Origin of the sequence: Mycetocola spongiae (assembly GCF_020424085.1) — a bacterium.
Lineage (GTDB): Bacteria > Actinomycetota > Actinomycetes > Actinomycetales > Microbacteriaceae > Mycetocola > Mycetocola spongiae.
In genome coordinates, this window is the sequence record NZ_CP080203.1 from 377,384 (window position 1) to 397,164 (window position 19,781).

Consider the following 19,781-nt stretch of genomic DNA (forward strand, 5'->3'; position numbering starts at 1 on the left):
AGGCTCGTTTCCGTGAGCTATGTCCTCGAAGGTATCCCTGATTTTGTGCAGAACCCCCGGCACCTCATTGGTGTACCCATCGCGATTGTGGGTGCTGTATTCCTCTCGCTGGGGGCGCAGCTTCAGCATCGCGGGGTAAATAAGGTTGAACATAATACGCAGGGGGATGCCGCCAAGCAGGGCCTGAACATGGGCCAGCTGCGGGCGCTGCTGGCCCGCCCCTCCTGGGTGGCCGGTACCCTCATGCTGGGCCTGGCCATCGTGCTCCAGCTGGGTGCGCTCACGTTCTCCCCGCTGATCCTGGTGCAGCCGCTCGGGGCAATCGCGCTTGTGGTCACCGCGATTGTGAACTCGCGCGTGTCCGGCGTGCGGCTCAATCGCGCGGCAATCACCGCGATTATCGCCTGTGTGGTGGGCATCGGCCTCTTTGTGGGCATCGCCGCCCAGGTGGGTGGGGAAAAACCGATCACCAACGATAAACTCATCACCATCCTGATCCTGCTGGGCGTGGTCCTTGTGGTGCTCGGCGCGATGTTCCTCTTCTTCCGCAAGCGCGCCCGCGCGCTGTTTTATATCATCTCCGCGGGCATGGTTTATGGCTTTGTGGCCACGCTCGCCAAGGTTGTCATCAGCCGGGTTCAGGCCGGAGATTTTGATCCGCTCACGTTTATCTGCGTACTCGGTCTGCTCCTGGGTACCGGCCTCGGCGCGTATTTTGTGCAAAACGCCTATGCGTCCGGCCCGCCCGACCTCGTGATCGCGGGTCTCACCGTGGTGGATCCGATGGTGGCCGTGGCGATCGGTATCCTCGTGCTGGGCGAGGCCAGCGGGGCCCCGATGATCGCGATCCTTGGGTTTATTGTGGCCGGCGCGATCGCCGTCTGGGGAGTATTCCATCTTGCGCGGCATCATCCGCAGGTCGCGGAATAGCGCGCCCACCCTCATCCGCACGGACGATGCTGCACGCGTTTTCCGTGCGGCGCACGCCGTGACGCGGTATGGCCCCGGTAGAATGGGCTGACCGCACCCGCTCGGACGCCCCCAGGTTTTTGGGGCGTCATCAACGGAGGAATTTTTAATCTTGTCCGATGCACCCGCACCACTTTCCGACGCCGCTCACGAGGCGACTCCGGCATCCTCCGCAGCCCGACCGCTGCGCATTGTGATCGGCACCGATACCTTTGCCCCCGATGTGAACGGCGCAGCCCGGTTCACCGAGCGCCTCGCGGCCGGGCTGGTGGCCCGCGGCCACGACGTGCACGTTGTGGCCCCCGCCGCCTCGCGCCGCCACGGCACCTGGACCGAGCCGCATGAGGGCGAGCGGATGACCGTGCACCGCCTCTATAGCTGGCGCTGGTATCCGCATGACTGGCTGCGCTTTGCGCTGCCCTGGACGATCAACCGCAATTCCGCGCGCATCCTCGATGAGCTTGCGCCCGATGTGGTGCACTCGCAGTCGTTTTTTGTGATCGGTCGGGGCCTCTCGGTGCAGGCGCAGAAGCGCGGCATCCGGGTCGTGGCCACCAATCACGTGATGCCCGAAAATATGCTGGAGTTCACGCTGATTCCGAAGTGGCTTCAGGATAAGGCCACGGCCTGGTCCTGGCGGCTGGCCCAGCGTGCGCTTGCGCGCGCCGAATCGGTGACCACCCCCACCCGTCGCGCGGCCGATTTCCTCGAGCGCTATACCAATATTCGCGATGTCCACGCGATCTCCTGCGGCATCGACTCCAGCCGCTATACCCCCGATTTTGAGCCGCGCACCGGCAATAAGATCCTGTTTGTGGGCCGCGTTACCGGCGAGAAGCAGATCGACGTGCTGATCCGCGCCGTCGCCCAGCTGGACGCCGATCTGCACGCCACACTCACCATCATCGGCGGCGGCGATCAGCTGAAGGAACTGCAAAAGCTTGTGGCGAGCCTCGGGCTCGAGGACCGTGTGCACTTCGCCGGTTATGTCTCGGATGAGGAGCTGATCCGCGCCTATACGGAGGCCACCGTTTTTGCGATGCCCTCGATTGCCGAGCTGCAGTCAATTGCCACGATGGAGGCCATGTCCTCGGGGCTGCCGGTGGTGGCCGCCGATGCGATGGCGCTCCCGCACCTCGTGCACGACGGCGAAAACGGCTATCTTTTTGAGCCGGGCAATGTGGAGGACCTCACGGGCAAGCTCAACACCGTGCTCACGGCCGCCCCCGAGGAGCTGGACCGGATGAAAAACGCCTCCCTGGACCTCATCGTCGCCCACGATATTCAGCGCACCCTCGCGACGTTTGAGGCACTCTATCGCGGAGAAACGGTGGCCGATCCGGTCACCGAAACCCCTGCGATCGAATAGTATGGTTTCGGGCCGCGCACTCCGCGGCCCGCTGCGGGGCGGTAGCCAAGCTGGTTAAGGCATTCGGCTCATAACCGAACGATGCGCGGGTTCAAGTCCCGCCCGCCCTACCGCAGAAACGGGTCGCGCGATTCCCTCCGGAATCGCCGGCCCGTTTTTAGTCCCGTCCGCGGCGTCCGCGCCGCGGGCGTTCGGGCCTGGGTGCGCGCTCCACGGCGCGACCCGAGGCCAGCTCGGGTCCCGCGGATTCCAGCCACTCGCGGGCCGAGGCGGCACGCAGCCGCCGGGCCTCGCGCAGGAATGCGGCGGCGAGCCCCTCGGGTTCGGCGGGCGCGGGGGAGTCCCAGGCCCGGCGATAGGAGTCCAGCAGATCGCGCACATCCGGGGCGGAGCCCGGCAGGGATGCCGTGACGAGGAGCTGATCGAGCATATCCGGCCAATCGGGCGCGCCCGGCTCCTCGGCCCGGGTGCGCCAGAGATGCGCCGCCTCGAGGCCGCCGGTGGTGAGCTCATAGAGCGGGAGGCCGTCCTCGGTGAGCCCCGCGGAGCGCACCAGGCCGGCGGCTCCGAGACGATCCAGGGTGCCGTAGATCTGACCCACGTTGATCGTGTGGCGATGCGGCGCGCGCGCGATCAGTTCATCCCGCACCTGGAGGCCATAGGCGGGGCCCAGAGTGAGGATCGCAAGAAGTGCACCCCTGACCGACATAACATCCCTCCCCGATACCAGCTGACACTACCGAGTATAGGGTTTATGGGGCGGGCATGGGCCCCCGGATCGCGACGCGCGCTTGCATGCGGCGCGTGAATCTGGGCATAATGGCCACACCTGTCGGTCGCGGTGCGTTGGGGAAGACGTATCACGGTGATCGAGAGGAGCAGTGCCATGCAGAAACCCGTACGGGGAATGATCTTTATTCATTCGGCCCCTCGGGCCCTCCGCGCGCATATTGACTGGGCCGTGGGCGGGGTGCTTGAGTGCGCCCTCAACCTGCCCTGGATCGCACAGCCGATCCTGCCCCATGCCGTGCGCGCCGAATACGCGTGGGAGGGCCCCGCGGGCACCGGTGCGCGGCTGGCCTCAGCGCTCCACGAGTGGCCGCAGGCCCGCTTCGAGGTGGTGGAGGAGTCCTCGCCGTGGCAGGACGGCGGGCGCTGGATGTTCACCCCGAGCCGGGGCATGCACGCCGCACAGACCAATCGCGCCGGCGATATCGTGCTGGACGAAAACCTGCTGCGCCTCGCCCTCGCCGAGTCCCAGTCGGCGCCCGCCGGGCTCGCCGAGCGGCTGCGCGGGCTGCTGGGGGCGGGCTGGGACGAGGAGTTGGAGGTCTTCCGCAGTGCGGGTGACCTCGGCAACCTCGCCTGGCTGCACGGCGTGGGTTAACGCAAAAAACCGGCCCCGGAATAGTCTCCGGGGCCGGTTTTCTCCGCTGCGCCTATTCGCTGAACGTGCGCATCGCGATCACGGCGTTATGTCCGCCGAAACCAAAGGAGTTGCTGATCGCCAGCACCGGCTCGCTGCCCAGCTCGCGCGGGGAGGTCACCACATCCAGGGGGATATCCGGGTCCTGGTTATCGAGGTTAATCGTGGGCGGGATCACGCGGTTATGCAGGGCAAGCGCGGTGAAGGCCGCCTCGATTGCCCCCGCGCCACCGAGCAGGTGACCGGTGGCGCCCTTGGTGGCGGTCACGGGGATCTCGTGGACACGATCACCAAATACGGCCTTGAGCGCGTTGTACTCGGCGATGTCTCCCACGGGCGTGGACGTGGCGTGGGCATTAATATGGCTCACATCGTCCAGCGTATAGCCGCCATTTTCCACGGCGGCGCGCATCGCGCGGGCCGCGGCGGTACCCTCGGGGTCCGGCGCGGTGATGTGATACGCGTCCGAGGTCACGGCGCCGCCGATCACCTCGGCATAGATGCGTGCGCCGCGCGCCTGGGCGTGCTCCAGCGTCTCGATGATGAGTGCCGCGGCACCCTCGCCGAGCACAAACCCATCGCGGTCGCGGTCATAGGGCCGCGAGGCGATTGTGGGCTCGTCATTGCGCTTGGACAGCGCCTGCATGGCGGCGAAGGAGGCGATGGGCAGCGGGTGGATCGCGGCCTCGGAGCCTCCGGCGACCACCACATCGGCCAGGCCGGCCTGCAGGTGGTCATAGGCGTTTGCGATGGACTCGGTGCTGGAGGCACACGCGGAAACCACGGTGCGCTCGCCTCCGCGGGCGCCGAGATCCATGCCGATGGCCGCGGCGGGGCCGTTGGGCATCAGCATGGGAACGGTCATGGGGAGCACGCGGCGCGGGCCCTTTTCACGCAGGGTGTCCCACGCGTCCAGGAGCGTCCACACGCCGCCGATTCCGGTGGCCCAGTCCACGAGCAGGCGCTCGGGGTCCACCTCGGGGGTGCCGGCGTCCAGCCAGGCCTCGCGCGCGGCGATCAGCGCAAACTGGCTTGAGGGGTCAAGACGCTTGGTCTCAAAACGCTCAAGTACGTCGGTGGCCTTCACGGCCGCCTGTGCGGCAAAGGTTACGGGGATGCCGAGCTCGGAAACCCACTCCTGCTCGAGGGGGGAGGCTCCGGACTTGCCGGCGAGGAGGTTCGCCCAGGTGTCCTCGGTGTTGCCGCCCAGGGGGCTGGTCATTCCGATACCGGTGACGACGATTCTCTTGGTCATTCGATGAACTCTTTCGTCTGTAAAAGGAGGGTGAAGCATCCCCGGGCCCGGCCAAAGGGCCGGGCCCGGGGCAACGGTAATGCCTAGGCGTTAACGATGAAGCTGACGGCGTCGCCGACGGTCTTCAGGTTCTTAACCTCTTCGTCCGGAATCTTCACGTCGAACTTCTCCTCGGCGTTGACCACGATGGTCATCATCGAGATGGAGTCGATGTCGAGGTCGTCGGTGAACGACTTCTCGAGCTCAACCTGATCGGCGGCGATACCGGTCTCGTCGTTAACCAGCTCGGCCAGGCCGGCGAGTACTTCTTCGGTGGACAGTGCCATGATGTTTCTCCTTGAATATCGAGTGACCGTCGAACAGTTTATGGCAGTCACGAGTGTTTCGGGCAATTGGGTGCCGAAATTTAGGGCAGAACGACGACCTGGGCGCCAAATACGAGGCCGGCGCCGAAGCCGATCTGCAGGGCGAGGCCGCCGCTGAGCTCGGGGTTTTCCCGGAGCAGGCGGTGCGTGGCGAGGGGGATCGAGGCCGCGGAGGTATTGCCGGTATCGGCGATATCGCGGGCGATCACCACGGACTCGGGCAGCTTCAGCTGCTTCGCGAACTCGTCCACGATGCGCATATTTGCCTGGTGCGGGATAAATGCCGCCAGGTCGCTTGCCTCGATGCCCGCGGCGTCCAGGGCCTGTCGGGCCACCTTGGCCATGTCCCAGACGGCCCAGCGGAAGACCGAGGGGCCCTCCTGGCGCAGCGTGGGCCACGGGGCCTCGCCATCGCGGAACTGGGTCAGGGTGGCGTTCATGCCGACCTTATCGGCGCTGGAACCATCCGAGCCCCAGATGGTCTCGGAGATGCCGGGGAACTCGGAGGGGCCCACGACGGCGGCGCCGGCGCCATCGCCGAGCAGGAAGGAGATGCTGCGGTCGGTGGGGTCGATCACATCGGAGAGCTTCTCCGCACCGATGACCACGGCATAGTGGGCGGCCCCGGCGCGAATCAGCGCGTCCGCCTGAGCGATGGCATAGGCATAACCCGCACATGCGGCGTTGAGGTCATAGGCCGCGGCGGGGTTGGCGCCGATGCGGTCGGCCACCACGGCGGCCATCGACGGGGTCTGCTGCACATTGGAGATGGTGGCTACCAGCACCAGGTCCACGAGCGCGGGGTCGATTCCGGCGGCCGCGATGGCCTCGGTGGCGGCCTCGGTGGCGAGGTCAATCGCGCTGATGTCGTGGGACGCGCGGGTGCGGGTGATCACACCGGTGCGCTGCTGGATCCACTCATCGGAGGAATTAATGGGTTCGATAATCTCCGAATTGGGGACCACGAGGTCGCCGCGCGCGGCGCCCATTCCGAGGATGCGGGTGAACGCGGGGCCGGTGGCCTGCTTCAGGGTGGGGCGTGACATCTAGTTTCCTTCGGGCTGCGAGGTGAGGAGGGCTACGGCGGCGGGAATATCCGCGGGGGTTTTAATGGCCACGGTGGGCACGCCCTTAAGGCCGCGGCGGGCCAGGCCGGTGAGTGCGCCGGCGGGGGCGAGCTCGATCATTCCGGTGATGCCTGCCTCGGCGAAGGACTCCATGCAGAGGTCCCAGCGCACGGGGGAGGCCACCTGGGTTACCAGCAGGCCCAGGAACTCGGCCCCATCGGTGATCTGGTGGCCGTTGTTATTGGTCCACAGGGGAAGCTGCGGATCGCGGGTCTCCACGTCCTGCGCGATCCCGGCCAGCACGGTGCGGGCGGACTCCATATAGCGGGTGTGGAAGGCGCCGGCCACCTGCAGGGGGATCACGCGGGCCCCGGCGGGCGGGGTGGCCTTAAGGGCCTCCAGGCCGTCAAACTCGCCGGCGACCACGATCTGGCCGCCGCCGTTGTAATTGGCGGGGGACAGGCCCACGGCCGCGGCGGCCTCCTCGACCACGGCGTCGCCGCCGCCGAGCACGGCGCTCATGCCGGTGGGAACCAGGGCGGCGGCCTCGGCCATCGCGGTGGCGCGGGCGGCCACAAAGCGCAGGGCCACGTCCTCCTCGAGCACGCCGGCACCGGCGGCCGCGGCGATCTCGCCCACGGAATGTCCGGCGATGCCGCCGATCTGCGCCCCGGGGGCCGCGGCACGCAGCGCGTGCAGGGCGAGCAGGCTCGCCGCCACGATCAGGGGCTGGGCCACCGCGGTATCGCGGATCGTATCGGCATCGGAGACCGTGCCGTGGGTGATGAGATCCACCCCGGAGGCAACCGAATAGCGTTCAAGAAGCTCGCGCGCCTCGGGGCTGTCGAGCCACGGGGTGAGGAAGCCGGGGGTCTGGGAGCCCTGTCCGGGGCAAACAATCACAATCACCCCTCCATCTTGCCAAGGTGTGGGCTCGATTGAGTGTTGACTCTCTCACAAGAATGAGAAAAATCTTTGTGAGTAATCAATAACGGGTGCGGCGGGGATGGCCTCCCCGGCGCCTGCGGCGCGGCCGCTAGCGCTTCTTGCGCTGCTCGGGCTCGGCGATGGATCCGAGGATCAGGGCCGATTGCAGGATGAGCGCCTCTCGTGCCCCGGTGGCATCCCAGCCGATCACCTCGGAGACGCGCTTCAGGCGGTAGCGCACGGTATTGGGGTGCACAAAGAGTTCGCGGGCCGTGGCCTCCAGCGAACGGCCGTTATCGAGATAGCACCAGAGCGTGGCCACCAGCTCGGTGGAATGTGCCTGGAGCGGGCGGTAGACCTTCTCGATGAGGGTGGACCGGGCGATGGGATCACCCGCGAGGGCGCGCTCGGGCAGCAGGTCATCGGCGGCCACGGGACGCGGCGCATTGCGCCAGGAGCGGGCCACGGCAAAACCGGCGAGGGCGGCGCGGGCGCTCTTGGAGGCCTCCACGAGCGTGCCCATCTCGGGGCCCAGCACGAGGTGGCCGGGGCCAAAGAGGGGCTCGAGGTGGGCGGCGATTTCAAAAAATGACAGGGCGGAGGCGGTGCCGATCGTATCGTCCTCTACAACCTGATCGCGCGGGGTGGCCCGGCCGATCACCAGGACCAGGCGGCCTCCCTGCACCCCGATCAGGACATCGGCTGCCATATGGCGGGCCGCGCGGCGCAGCTGATCCACGTCCAGCTGCGCGGGCGTGGTGCCCACCAGGACCGCAACCTCGCCGTGGCCGTGCCAGCCGAGGGCGGCAATGCGGCTGGGCAGCTCGTCATCGGCCTCGCCCGAGAGGATCGAGTCCACCACGAGCGCCTCCAGGCGGGCATCCCAGAGTCCGCGCGCCTCGGCGGCGCGCGCATAAACATCCGCGGAGGCAAAGGCGATCTCCCGCGAATAGAGCAGGATGGCCTCACGCAGGCCCTGACCGCCGTCCTTCACGCGGTCCTCCACCACCTCAACGGTGATGCGAATAAGTTGCAGGGTTTGCTGCAGGCTCACCGAGCGCAGCAGCTCCCGCGGGGCAGCACCAAAAACATCGGCGGCGATCCACGGGGTGGAACGGGGGTCGTCGTACCAGGAAATGAAGGAGGTGATGCCCGCCTGGGCGACGAGGCCTACGGCCGAGCGTCGCCCAGGGGGCATCTCCGCGTACCAGGGAAGATCGTCCTCGAGTTTACCGAGGGTAACGGTCGCCAGCTCTCCGGAAATCCGGCGGAGCCAGGCGAGCGTTTCTTCCTTGGAACGTTCCTTCATTGGTTATCGAATGCCTAGGCGTCGCCGCCGGCGTTGCCGGTGGTTCCCGCGTTGACATCGTGCAGGCTATAGCGCTCGATCGCCTGGCCCACGAGGGCGCGGTCGATCTTGCCCTGGCGGGCCAGGAGCTCCAGCGTGCGCACAACCATCGAGTGGCTATCGATCTTGAAATAGCGACGCGCGGCGGCACGGGTATCCGAGAAACCAAAGTCATCGGCGCCCAGGGTGGCATAGTCACCCGGGACAAACTGACGAATCTGGTCGGGCACGGCGTGCATATAGTCGGTGGTCGCGATGAACGGACCCTCGGCTCCGGCGAGCTTCTTCGTGACGTAGGCCTCCTCGGGGGTCTGGTCGGGGTGCAGGAAGTTATGCTCCTCAACCTTCAGGCCCTCGCGGCGCAGCTCCGACCAGGAGGTGACCGACCAGACATCGGCGCTTACGCCCCAGTCCTCGGCCAGGATCTCCTGGGCCTCCAGTGCCCACGGCACCGAGACACCCGATCCCAGGAGCTGGGCCTTGGGGCCCGAGACCTCGGAATCGCGCAGCTTATAAATACCCTTCAGCAGACCCTCGACGTCCAGGTTCTCCGGCTCGGCCGGGTGAACGATGGGCTCGTTATAAACCGTCAGGTAGTACATGACGTTGGGGTCGTTATGCGTGCCGCCGTACATGCGGTCGAGGCCGGCGCGCACGATGTGCCCGATCTCGTAGCCATAGGCGGGGTCATAGCTGATCACGGCCGGGTTGGTGGACGCGAGCAGGGGCGAGTGGCCGTCGGCGTGCTGGAGGCCCTCACCCGTGAGGGTGGTGCGTCCGGCGGTCGCGGCGACCATAAAGCCGCGGGCCATCGCATCGCCGGCGGCCCAGATGGCATCGGCGGTGCGCTGGAATCCAAACATCGAGTAGAACACGTAGAACGGGATCAGGGGCTCACCCTGGACCGAATACGTGGTGCCGAGGGCGCTAAACGCGGCCAGTGCCCCGGCCTCGTTGATACCCACGTGCACGATCTGACCCTGCGGGGACTCCTTATAGGCCAGGAGCAGGTCGCGGTCCACCGAGGTGTAGTGCTGACCGTTGGGGTTATAGATCTTCGCGGAGGGGAAGAAGGCGTCCATACCAAAGGTACGGGCCTCATCCGGGATGATCGGCACGATGCGGTTGCCGAAGTCCTTGGAACGCAGGAGGTCCTTGAGCAGGCGGACAAACGCCATGGTGGTGGCGATCTGCTGCTTTCCGGAGCCCTTCTTCGCCATCTTATAGGCGTCGTCCTGGGGCAGGTTCAGCTGCGTGTACTTGCTGCGACGCTCGGGCAGGTAGCCGCCGAGCGCGCGGCGACGCTCGTGCAGATACTGGATCGCCTCATCGTCGTTGCCGGGGTGGTAATACGGCGGCTGATAGGGGTTTTCCTCCAGCTGCGCGTCGGTCACCGGAATGTGCATGGCATCGCGGAAGCTCTTGAGGTCCTCCACGGTCATCTTCTTCATCTGGTGCGTGGCGTTGCGGGCCTCGAAGCTCGGGCCGAGGCCGTAGCCCTTGACCGTCTTGGTGAGGATCACGGTGGGCTGACCCTTATGCTCACTCGCCGCCTTAAACGCCGCATAAACCTTGCGGTAGTCGTGGCCGCCGCGCTTGAGGCCCCAGATCTGGTCGTCGGAATAGTCCTCAACCATCTTGGCGGTGCGCGGGTCGCGACCGAAGAAGTGGTCGCGCACAAACGCGCCCGACTCGGCCTTATAGGTCTGGTAGTCGCCATCGGGGGTTTCGTTCATGAGGTTCACGAGCGCACCCTCGGTGTCCTGGGCGAGCAGCGGATCCCACTCGCGACCCCAGACAACCTTGATTACGTTCCAGCCGGCGCCACGGAAGTAGCTCTCCAGCTCCTGCATGATCTTGCCGTTTCCGCGCACGGGCCCGTCGAGGCGCTGCAGGTTACAGTTGATCACAAAATTGAGGTTATCCAGACCCTCATTGGCGGCCACCTGAAGCTGGCCGCGGCTCTCGACCTCGTCCATCTCGCCATCGCCGAGGAACGCCCAGACCTGCTGGTCGCTGGCATCCTTGATGCCGCGGTTGGTGAGGTACTTATTGGCCTGTGCCTGATAGATCGCGTTGATCGGGCCAAGACCCATCGACACGGTGGGGAACTGCCAGAACTCCGGCATCAGGCGCGGGTGCGGATAGGAGCTGAGCCCGCCACCGGCGTGCGACTTCTCCTGACGGAATCCGTCCAGCTGATCGGTGCTCAGGCGGCCCTCGAGGAACGCGCGGGCATAGGTGCCGGGGGAGGCGTGACCCTGGATGAAGACCTGGTCTCCACCGCCCGGGTGATCCTGGCCGCGGAAGAAGTGGTTAAAGCCCACCTCGTAGAGCGCGGCGGAGGAGGCATAGGTGGCGATATGGCCACCGACGCCGATTCCGGGACGCTGCGCGCGGTGCACCGTGATGGCCGCGTTCCAGCGGATCCAGGCGCGGTAACGACGCTCGATTTCCTCGTTGCCGGGGAACTCGGGCTCCATGTCCGTGGCGATCGTATTGATGTAGTCGGTGGTGGGAACCATCGGAACACCCAGCTGCAGCTCACGCGAACGCTTGAGCAGGCTCAGCATCATGTCGCGGCCGCGGCCATGGCCCTGGGTCGCGACGAGCTGGTCGAGCGACTCCTGCCATTCGGCTGTTTCTTCCGGATCGACGTCAAAGTTGTTGACGGAGTACGGGTCCTGGTCGTTTACAGTCACCGTCGACCTTTCTCTCAGTGGCAGATCGTGCCGAATAAAATTTTGGGCAAAACGCGCACGCCGCTTGGGTTACAAAAGTTGTGTGCGTTTCTCCCAGCCTACCGACCCCGGGGCTATTTGCGTGATTCCTGGCACGCATTTGTCCGTGCCGATTAGGGTGGGATCTAGCTCATCGCGAAGGGAAAATGGCGAAAATATGCTGAACATCACGGAACAGGCCCCCGACTTTACGCTTCTGAATCAATTTGGTGAAAGTGTCACACTGTCCGAATTTGCCGGGCGCAAGGCCGTAGCGCTGGTATTTATTCCGCTGGCTTTTTCCGGAATCTGCACGGGAGAGTTGTGCGAATTGCGCGATAACCTCACCGAGTTAACCTCCGCCGATGTGGAACTGCTTGTGGTCTCGGTGGACTCCAAATGGGCGCTGCGGATCTGGGGTGAGCGCGAGGGTTATGACTTCACGCTGCTCGCCGATTTCTGGCCGCACGGGGCAGTGGCCCAAAAATACGGTGTTTATGATGAGGGTCGCGGGGTCGCCCAGCGCGCCACGTTCCTGATCGATATCCATGGCGTGATTCGGGATGCGTTTATGACCGAGCCGGGGCAGCCGCGGGCGATCGCGCGCTACCGGGATGCGGTCGCGGCACTCGCGGCGCCCGGCCTCTCCTAGGCGGCGTCTCCTAGGTGGCGTATTCGGCGGGCTGCACGATCACCCGACCCGGCGTCTCCTAGGCGGCGTATTCCGCGGGCTGCACGATCACCCAGCCCGGGCCGTGGAAGACATACTGGAAGGCCTCTCCCGAACCGCGCCCGATCAGCGCGCCCGCGGACATCGAGGATTTCACCTGCGGCTGGAGCGAGGCCGACCAGGCCACGGTCGCGTGCATATCGGTAAACAGCGGCTGCTGGGAGCAGTCAAAGATGATCGGCTCGCCGTGCGCGGCAATCGCGAGGCTGCCATACCCGGAGACGGTGGTGTTCCACATTCCGCTCAGCAGCATGCTTGACCCCTTGACCCGGGTGAGGTCATAGGTCAGCGAGTCCTGGAAGGCAAGCAGATTGGTGCCGCTTACGGTCACGGCCTCGTGCTCCAGCTGTAGCAGGTGGATGCGCGCCTTATTCTGGGCAAAATACGCCTCGCCGTTGCCGCTCACGCGCATCAGGGGCTGATCCTCATTGGATACCATTTTGCGCATGAACTGCGCGGCATCGCGCGCACCCTGGTGCTTAAACTCCAGGTTGCCCTGATAGGCGATCATCGCTCCCTTGCGGGTGATCAGGTCATTTCCCGGCGTGATCCGGGACTGCAACGTGTAGTCGTTATGCAGGCGCATCGGGTCCTGGGTATGAGAAGTGTTATTGCCTTTATCAAATAGCGTGGAGCGCATATGGTGCTTTCTCTGAGTTCTGATGCGGTTGCTCCCCGGCGTTCCGCGGGGGACAGCCTACTGATTTCGATCGGCGGGCGTGCGGCACGGTCCGCGGAGGCACCCCGTGTCGTTTGCTATCCGCGGGGATTTCTCGATACGATTACCGCGTCGCTTCGGCGCAGGAGGGCCTTTAGCTCAGCTGGTAGAGCGCCACGTTTACACCGTGGATGTCATCGGTTCGATCCCGGTAGGGCCCACCATAAAACACCCCAACGTTCCGGTAGGGGTGTTTTTTTATTTCCTATCCGGGGCCAACACGCCCGGCCTGCGCGGTGAATCCGTGCCCCGCGGCGGTGTTCTGCTAGAGTCATCTACGTTGCAAAACATCGCAATGAGGGCCTTTAGCTCAGCTGGTAGAGCGCCACGTTTACACCGTGGATGTCATCGGTTCGATCCCGGTAGGGCCCACCATAAAACCCGCCCCGTGTTTATCACGGGGCGGGTTTTTTATTTGGCTAGGCCGCGGCCGCCACATCCAGCACCCAGGTCACGCCGAAGCGATCGGTGAGCATCCCAAAGCCCGCGCTCCACGCCGAGGCCGCGAGCGGCTCCACGATGCTGCCGCCTTCCGCGAGGCCCTCCCAATAGCCAGCGATGGCGGCGAGGGAATCGCCCCGCACGGAGATAAAACAGGGCTCGGTGGTGAGCGTCATCCCGTTCTCGCGCCGGGTCGGGAGGGCGGCGCCGGGGGCGGCGTCTCCCGGGCTGTCATAGGCCATCAGGTGCAGGCCGTCCGCGCTATCCACGCGGCCAAATACGATGTGTGCGGAGCCCGGCAGCCCGGCGGGCATGCCCAGCTGCGCGTAGGTGGTCAGGGCGATATCGCCGCCAAATACGGAGTGATAAAACCCCAGCGCGGCACGGGCCTCGCCGTGGAAATTGAGGTGGGTGGTGGTGATGATGGTCATGATTCCTCCCGGATACGGGGCCGCGGCGTTTCCGGGCCGGGCCCACCGTGTCACGGGTAGAGGTCAGAATTGGTCCTCCACTTCGCCTAGCATGAAGCCATGACCGCGACGACCCGGCTGCTGCGCCTCCTCTCCCTGCTGCACGCGCGCCGGGACTGGCCCGGGGCCGTGCTCGCGGAGCGGTTGGAGATCAGCCCGCGCACCGTGCGTCGGGATATCGAGCGTCTGCGCGATATGGGATATCACATCCTGAGCACGATGGGCCCGGACGGTGGCTACCGGCTTGCGGCCGGAAACGAATTGCCCCCGCTGCTCTTTGACGATGAGCAGGTGCTGGCCCTGGCCTTTGCCCTGCGCTCGGCGGAGATTACCGCGCCGGGGCTCGGGGAGGCCGCCGCGCGCGCCCTGGATACCGTGCGCCAGGTCATGCCGCCGCGCCTGCGCTACCGGCTGGATGCGGCCGAGTTTTTGACTCTCGCGCGCGGCCCCGGGGAGGCCCCCGTGCCCGAGGTGGACCCCGGCCTGCTGCTGGAACTCTCCGCGGCGGTGCGCGCCCGCGAGGTATTGCGCTGTGACTATGCCGGGGGAACGCCGCGGGCCGCGGGGGAGGGGCCGCGCGAGGTGGAGCCACGGAACCTGGTCTCCCACCGCGGGCGCTGGTATCTGCTGGCCTGGGATCGCGAGCGCGCGCAGTGGCGGGTATTGCGGGCCGATCGCATCACGCCGCGTACCCCGCGCGGCCCGCGCTTCGAGCCGCGGGAGCTCCCGGGCAACGACGTGGCGGAGTTTATGGCCGGCCACTTCCGCGGATCCGCCGCCGGGGGCGACTGGCCGTGCCGCGGCACAGCGATCCTGGAGTTGCCGGCCGAGGCCGTGCTTCCCTTCGCGGGGGATGGCACGGTGGAGCCCCTCGGGCCGCGGCGCTGCTCCCTGACCCTGGGCTCCTGGTCCTGGGTGGGCCTCGCGGCGGCCTATAACCGATTTGATACCCGGATCGAGGTGGTTCATCCGGCCGAGCTGAGCGCGGCCTTTGGTGTGCTCGCTACCCGCAATGCCCTGACCGCCCGCACCGGCCCTCGGGGGTAGCGCCAGGCCTAGCGTGAGGCTCCCGCATTGGGGGCCGGCCGGGTCCATCCCACGGAAATAGCGCGCGGGTTTTTGCCCCGCGGGAGCCACCACACGAAACGTGTTATCCGAGTGCTCCCGGGGCGGGAATACCGCGAATATCTGTCGTTTTACCTTGGTTTTCCGGGGTTTTTTGCATGCGCAGAAAAGCCATCCCGTTTCCGACAGCCTCGACCCGGCGCCCATACCCGGTGTAATACTCACCCGATAGGTGCCCCCTTATCGGGGGGGCTTCTCTCGATAAGCGAATCGGGACGCCGGGCGAGGCGATTTTCCGCCCGGAGGAGGCAGCCGCCCTCCCATGGATCGCAAGCCTAAATCTCTTTGGGGGATATTTTGAAACACTCACGACGCATGCGCGGCGTATTAGCGCTGGGCCTCACGGTGGGGCTCATCGGCACCGGGGCCCTGTCCAGCCAGGCCGCCCCCGCCAATTACACCGAGGCCTACCGCTTTGACTCCACCGGGGGTGCCTCCACCGGTTATTCCTCGCATATGTCCGGGGACTACGCGATCTTCACGTATCAGCGCAACCTCAGCGTGAAGATCATGCACCAGCTGGGTGCCGACGCCACGCAGTGGGAGGAGCAGGTCATCGAGCTGCCCGCCTCCGTGCGTGGCTTTGGTGATACCGTGCGCCTGAATGCCGCCGGGGACACCGCCTATATCGCCTCGCCCCGCGAGAATAAGATCTACGTCTGGAACCGCACGGGAGCCAATACCTGGAACGAGGGCACCGCGATCGAGGCGGGCACCCTTGACCCCCGGATTCGCAGCCACGATAACTCCTTCGGTGAGGCGCTGGTGATCGACGGCGATAACCTCGTGGTGGGTGCGCCGATGGCCCGCGTGGACGGCCTTCAGTACTCGGGTGTGGCCTATGTGATCAATACGGTCACCGGCGAGCGCACCATGCTGCTCCCGGAGACCCCGCGCGCCTTTATGATCTTTGGCCAGTCCCTCGCGGTCTCGGGCAACCGGGTCGCGGTGAGCATGGTCCAGAATAAGGATGCCCAGAACCAGCACATCGGCGGTGTTCACCTCTTTGACCTGAACACCCCCACCGCCGCGCCCCTGTTCCGCTCGCAGCCCATGGAAGACCCGCGGATGTGCCTGAATAACGTCGGCAGTGGCCCGGCCTTTGGGATGTCGCTGGAATTCTCGGATGACTCGCTGTACGTGGGTTCGCCGCAGGAGACCAACTACACCGCCGATGACCGCGATGACCCGCTGGGCGGCTGCAACCTCTCCTCGCTCACGGATGGCACCACCACGCAGGGTGCGATCTATCGCCTGGACTATAACCTCAACCAGATCGGCGCGAAGATTGTGCCGCCCGCGGGCGAGCGCTCGTTTGGCTATACCATCGCCGCCGTGGGGGATGCCATCCTCGCCAACGGAAGCCACGGACCCGATAACACCGGTGAGGTCTTTGTTTATACCCGCGCCTCGCTGGATGCCGGTATTGCCGATGAAAACGGTCGCCAGCACCCCGAGCCCGTGCAGATCATGACCGGCTCCGATTCGCAGCCCAATGACGAATTTGGTACCGATATGTACGGCTCGGCGATTAACGTCAGCGGCGACCGCGCCCTGATCGCCGCCCCCGCCGCCAATGGTCGCCAGGGTGCCGTTTATCTCTTTGACCCGATCATCCCGGCCGTGAACCCGAGCCTCGCGCTGACCGATACCGCCGTGATCTACGGCGATACCGGAACGCTCACCGCCACGGCCGAGCAGGCCCCCGCGGATGCCACCGTGGTCTTCACGATTGACGGCGCGGAACAGCCCGCCGCGACCCCCGCCGCAGGAGTGGCAACCCTGACCCTGGACCCGACCGCGCTTGGGGTGGGAGACTATGCGATCTCCGCGGAACTGCGCTCCGCCGCGGGTGCCGCGCTGGTTCCGGCCGTCACCGCGCACCTGACGATCACCCCCGCGGCCACCACGACCACCGTGGTGGTGGACCCCGAGACGGTAATCGTGGGTGACCCCGTGACCGTGACCGGCTCCGTGGCCGGCGAGTTTGGCACGATCCCCACCGGCCCCGTGGTCCTGGTTCAGGGCGGCAACGAGCTGGAAACCGTGGAGCTTGAGGCCGATGGCTCATTTACTATCCAGGGCGAGGTGGCCGAGGTCCCCGCGACCGCACGCACGCTCCAGGACATGGGCATCGAGGTGCGCTATGCCGGTGACGCGAACCACGCTGCCTCCTCCGGGCAGGCCACGCTTCAGGTTGAGGGTACCCCCGGGGTGCCGGCCCCGCTCCCCGAGGAAACCGATTCCAAGACCGATGCCGAGGGCAAACTGGTGAATACCGGTGCCGACGGAGTGATGCTTGGTGTCATGATCGCGTTTGGTGCGGTACTCGCGGGTGGCGTCACCCTCGTCACGCGCCGCCGCAACCCCGCTCGCCTCTAGCGTCGCGGGCCCGGGCCCGGTGTGATCGCGGAATCTCCGCGACCACACCGGGCCCCGTCATTTAACTTGTTGGGTAAACTATCAGGCTCGCGCGCGGGTGGCCGGGCACAATAAAGGGGTGCAGAAAAAAACAGGAATTATTCTGGGGGCCTCGGCCGCCGCGCTGATTATCCTCGGGGCCACCCTCGGTCCCGTAATCTATCGTGATGTCTTCGCCGCCCCCGCCGCCGATGCCCCGACCACCGCACTCGAAAACGCCGCCGCCCCGGAGCTGGGCGCCGATGAGCTCGCGGGCGAGTGGACCGTGGGGTCGGGTTCCACCGCGGGCTACCGGGTGGACGAGGTCCTGAACGGAACCGATGTCACCGTGACCGGCCGCACCGAGCAGGTCTCGGGCAGCGTGACCGCAAGCGCCACGGGCATCGAGGCCGCCGTCATCAGCGTGGATACCGCGAGCATCGCAACCGATAACGGCACCCGGGATAATTATTTCCGCGGCACCGTGGCCCGCTCGGCTCAGTTCCCGCAGGCCACCTTCACGCTGACGGCTCCGATAGCCTTCCCCGCCGATCCCACCGCCGCGGGACCCCATACCGCCACCGCGACCGGCACGCTGTCCTTCGCGGGCGTGGAGCGCAGCGTGAGCGCCGAGATCTCCGCGGTCATCGACGGCACCACCGTGCGCCTGGCCGGTTCGGTCCCGCTGGTTTTCGCCGATTATGGCGTGAGTGCCCCCGACCTGGGTTTTGTGAAGGTCGAGGACCACGGCAGCGTGGAGTTCATCCTAAACCTGGAGCGCGCCTAGGCACTGCGTCGGCGCCGCAGCAGGAGCAGCGCGCCGGCCGCGGCCAGCAGCACCGAGACCAGGACCGGTACCGTCGGGTTGAGTCCCGTGCCCGCGAGCCGCGGGGCATCGGCGGCCGGGGGAGTTGAGCCACCCGGAGTCGTGGCCGGGTCCGGGTCGGTACTGCCCGGCAGCGGGGTTATCGCGCCCGCGATGAGCAGCTCATCCGCGGCCACGGCCGCCTCGCGGCGCGATCCCGAGGGCGACTCGGCCCCGACCGCCGCGCTGAAGTGCACCCGCCCGGGGGCGCTCCCGCGCGGGCGGGTATCCACCCGATAGCGGATGAGTGCGGAGGCGCCGGGTTCCAGCGTATCCACCCAGGTCAGGCCGGAGGCGGTGCGCGTCAGCGTGCCCCGTTCCGCGGTAAAAGACCCCAGGGTCAGGTCCACCCCCTCGCCGCCGATCTCCTCGGTGAGCGTGGCGAACATCCGAACATTGCCCCGATTGGTCACCGTGAGGGTGGCCTCGGCCCCCGCGCGATCCTCGGCCACGTCCCGGTCGGCAAAGATCTCCGCGACCGCGGCGGTCGCGGAGCCCTCGGCCCCCGCGCTGCCCAGATACATCGGCGAGGTGAGCGTGGAATAGCCGCCCCCGGGCACGCCGGGGGAGTCATGCCACAGTACCGAACCGTTGCCGGTGGCGGTGCCGGGGGCGAAGATGCTCGCGGAGGCAGCGGGCAGCCGTGGATGCGGGAGATCCCCGAGGGATACCCGCTCGGTGAAGGCAAAGCGGGTGCTGATCACATAGGTGCCCGCAACCGGTTGGGGCAGCGAGACCGAGGTGGCGGGCCGACCCAGGACGCTATCGGCGGGGTTGATGCTAAAGTCCCTGCCCTCGCGCAATTCGGCCGCGGGTGCGGTGAGATCGGCGATCCCCAGCGGCTCGGAATCCAGCGCAAATACGCGGGTGCTTTCGGGTATCGCCGTGACATCCCCGGGGAGATCATGCGCGGTGCCCACCGCTACCCACTGGCCGCCATAGCGGGCGAGCTCGGGATCGCCGGCAACCAGCGAGAGGACGGTGACCTCGGGAATGGCCGGATCCACGCCCTGCTCCCAGAGCGCCACGCGCCCGGTCAGGCCCCACTCGAGCCCGTTATAGTTCGCGGAGACGGGGAAGACGCGCCCCCCGGCGGTCACCTCCGCGCGATAGGTTCCCCCGGCGCGGGTGAGGTCCGTGGCGGTCACCGGCACCGCGATGACCGCGTGCAGGTCGCGCAGGTCGCGCACCGCCGGGGCGAAGGTCACGGTGAGGCTTTTGCCGCCGCGATCCGGCGCATAATCGGCGATCCGCGTTCCATCGGCCAGCTCCACGCCGCCGGGGGCTGCCAGCGCGCGCAGGCCCGCGGGCAGCGTCAGCGTGGTGGAATCGCCAGGGCGGGCATATTCGCTGTCCAGCTGCACGCGCAGCGCAAACGAGGGAAAGAGGTTTGAGGGCCAGTAGAGATCGCCCTCCACATAGGGCATCAGCTCCACGGAGGTCACCGCGGAGGGTGCGGGTGTGGCGGCGGCGGGCGCGGCGGGGAGAAGGGCCGAGGCGATCGCGATCAGCGCGAGCACCCCGATGCGGCGGGGAGGGCGCACGGTTCTACTTTCTGGGGGAGCGGGGAGGATTCTTTCGAAGAC

The 19,781-nt window shown here is 66.5% G+C and carries 17 protein-coding genes and 3 tRNA genes; 10 read left to right on the forward strand and 10 right to left on the reverse strand.

The genetic code is table 11. From position 1 onward, the window contains the following. Positions 1–12: 12 nt before the first annotated feature. The 3 genes from KXZ72_RS01855 (at position 13) to KXZ72_RS01865 (ending at position 2,448) form a co-directional block, all read left to right on the forward strand. The gene (locus KXZ72_RS01855) at positions 13–930 is read left to right on the forward strand and encodes a DMT family transporter (protein ID WP_226082047.1); all 918 of its coding nucleotides are present in this window, start codon (positions 13–15) and stop codon (positions 928–930) included. Positions 931–1,159: 229 nt separating this feature from the next. Then, positions 1,160–2,338 carry a glycosyltransferase gene (locus KXZ72_RS01860; protein WP_404823678.1) on the forward strand — a complete coding sequence of 393 codons (1,179 nt, stop codon included), beginning with the start codon at positions 1,160–1,162 and terminating at the stop codon, positions 2,336–2,338. A gap of 35 nt (positions 2,339–2,373) precedes the next feature. After that, positions 2,374–2,448: transfer RNA gene (locus KXZ72_RS01865), tRNA-Ile, on the forward strand. 47 nt (positions 2,449–2,495) lie between these two features. On the opposite strand, the gene KXZ72_RS01870 is transcribed toward KXZ72_RS01865, so the two are convergent. Beyond that, positions 2,496–3,047, reverse strand: coding sequence for a PadR family transcriptional regulator (locus tag KXZ72_RS01870; protein ID WP_226082048.1), 552 nt, complete (start codon positions 3,045–3,047; stop codon positions 2,496–2,498). A gap of 177 nt (positions 3,048–3,224) precedes the next feature. On the opposite strand from KXZ72_RS01870, the gene KXZ72_RS01875 reads away from it, so the two are divergent. Beyond that, positions 3,225–3,725 (forward strand): DUF3145 family protein, encoded by a 501-nt coding sequence (locus KXZ72_RS01875; protein ID WP_226082049.1) that lies wholly within the window; start codon positions 3,225–3,227, stop codon positions 3,723–3,725. A gap of 52 nt (positions 3,726–3,777) precedes the next feature. Here KXZ72_RS01875 and fabF read toward each other — a convergent pair whose 3' ends face one another. From fabF to aceE, 6 genes are all read right to left on the reverse strand, one after another. Continuing rightward, a complete protein-coding gene (gene fabF, locus KXZ72_RS01880; RefSeq protein WP_226082050.1) occupies positions 3,778–5,019 on the reverse strand; it encodes a beta-ketoacyl-ACP synthase II in 1,242 nt (413 codons plus the stop codon). Between the two features lie 83 nt (positions 5,020–5,102). After that, a complete protein-coding gene (locus KXZ72_RS01885; RefSeq protein ID WP_226082051.1) occupies positions 5,103–5,345 on the reverse strand; it encodes an acyl carrier protein in 243 nt (80 codons plus the stop codon). Positions 5,346–5,425: 80 nt separating this feature from the next. Continuing rightward, on the reverse strand, positions 5,426–6,430 hold the full coding sequence (locus tag KXZ72_RS01890) for a beta-ketoacyl-ACP synthase III (RefSeq protein ID WP_226082052.1): 1,005 nt from the start codon (positions 6,428–6,430) through the stop codon (positions 5,426–5,428). After that, on the reverse strand, positions 6,431–7,360 hold the full coding sequence (locus KXZ72_RS01895; RefSeq protein ID WP_226082053.1) for an ACP S-malonyltransferase: 930 nt from the start codon (positions 7,358–7,360) through the stop codon (positions 6,431–6,433). 127 nt (positions 7,361–7,487) lie between these two features. After that, positions 7,488–8,687, reverse strand: coding sequence for a PucR family transcriptional regulator (locus tag KXZ72_RS01900; protein ID WP_226082054.1), 1,200 nt, complete (start codon positions 8,685–8,687; stop codon positions 7,488–7,490). Positions 8,688–8,701: 14 nt separating this feature from the next. Further along, the gene (gene aceE / locus KXZ72_RS01905) at positions 8,702–11,428 is read right to left on the reverse strand and encodes a pyruvate dehydrogenase (acetyl-transferring), homodimeric type (protein ID WP_226082055.1); all 2,727 of its coding nucleotides are present in this window, start codon (positions 11,426–11,428) and stop codon (positions 8,702–8,704) included. Positions 11,429–11,624: 196 nt separating this feature from the next. Here aceE and KXZ72_RS01910 point away from each other — a divergent pair, with 196 nt between their 5' ends. Further along, on the forward strand, positions 11,625–12,098 hold the full coding sequence (locus KXZ72_RS01910) for a peroxiredoxin (protein WP_226082056.1): 474 nt from the start codon (positions 11,625–11,627) through the stop codon (positions 12,096–12,098). Between the two features lie 58 nt (positions 12,099–12,156). Here the strand turns inward: KXZ72_RS01910 and KXZ72_RS01915 are convergent, their stop codons facing one another. Next, the gene (locus KXZ72_RS01915; protein WP_226082057.1) at positions 12,157–12,816 is read right to left on the reverse strand and encodes an AIM24 family protein; all 660 of its coding nucleotides are present in this window, start codon (positions 12,814–12,816) and stop codon (positions 12,157–12,159) included. Positions 12,817–12,982: 166 nt separating this feature from the next. Here KXZ72_RS01915 and KXZ72_RS01920 point away from each other — a divergent pair. After that, positions 12,983–13,058 (forward strand) — tRNA-Val (locus KXZ72_RS01920). Between the two features lie 135 nt (positions 13,059–13,193). After that, a tRNA-Val gene (locus KXZ72_RS01925) sits at positions 13,194–13,269 on the forward strand. A 44-nt stretch (positions 13,270–13,313) separates the two neighbouring features. On the opposite strand, the gene KXZ72_RS01930 is transcribed toward KXZ72_RS01925, so the two are convergent. Beyond that, positions 13,314–13,766 (reverse strand): VOC family protein, encoded by a 453-nt coding sequence (locus KXZ72_RS01930; RefSeq protein ID WP_226082058.1) that lies wholly within the window; start codon positions 13,764–13,766, stop codon positions 13,314–13,316. A 99-nt stretch (positions 13,767–13,865) separates the two neighbouring features. Here KXZ72_RS01930 and KXZ72_RS01935 point away from each other — a divergent pair, with 99 nt between their 5' ends. From KXZ72_RS01935 to KXZ72_RS01945, 3 genes are all read left to right on the forward strand, one after another. Then, positions 13,866–14,852: a helix-turn-helix transcriptional regulator gene (locus KXZ72_RS01935; RefSeq protein ID WP_226082059.1), complete on the forward strand. Its 987-nt coding sequence runs from the start codon at positions 13,866–13,868 to the stop codon at positions 14,850–14,852. A 393-nt stretch (positions 14,853–15,245) separates the two neighbouring features. Further along, the gene (locus tag KXZ72_RS01940) at positions 15,246–17,312 is read left to right on the forward strand and encodes an Ig-like domain-containing protein (RefSeq protein ID WP_226082060.1); all 2,067 of its coding nucleotides are present in this window, start codon (positions 15,246–15,248) and stop codon (positions 17,310–17,312) included. A 118-nt stretch (positions 17,313–17,430) separates the two neighbouring features. After that, the gene (locus KXZ72_RS01945; protein ID WP_226082061.1) at positions 17,431–18,117 is read left to right on the forward strand and encodes a YceI family protein; all 687 of its coding nucleotides are present in this window, start codon (positions 17,431–17,433) and stop codon (positions 18,115–18,117) included. Here the strand turns inward: KXZ72_RS01945 and KXZ72_RS01950 are convergent. Beyond that, complete coding sequence (locus KXZ72_RS01950; protein ID WP_226082062.1) at positions 18,114–19,739, reverse strand: hypothetical protein; 1,626 nt, start codon at positions 19,737–19,739, stop codon at positions 18,114–18,116. The two genes, KXZ72_RS01945 and KXZ72_RS01950, sit on opposite strands and share 4 nt — an antisense overlap. Between the last annotated feature and the right edge of the window lie 42 nt (positions 19,740–19,781).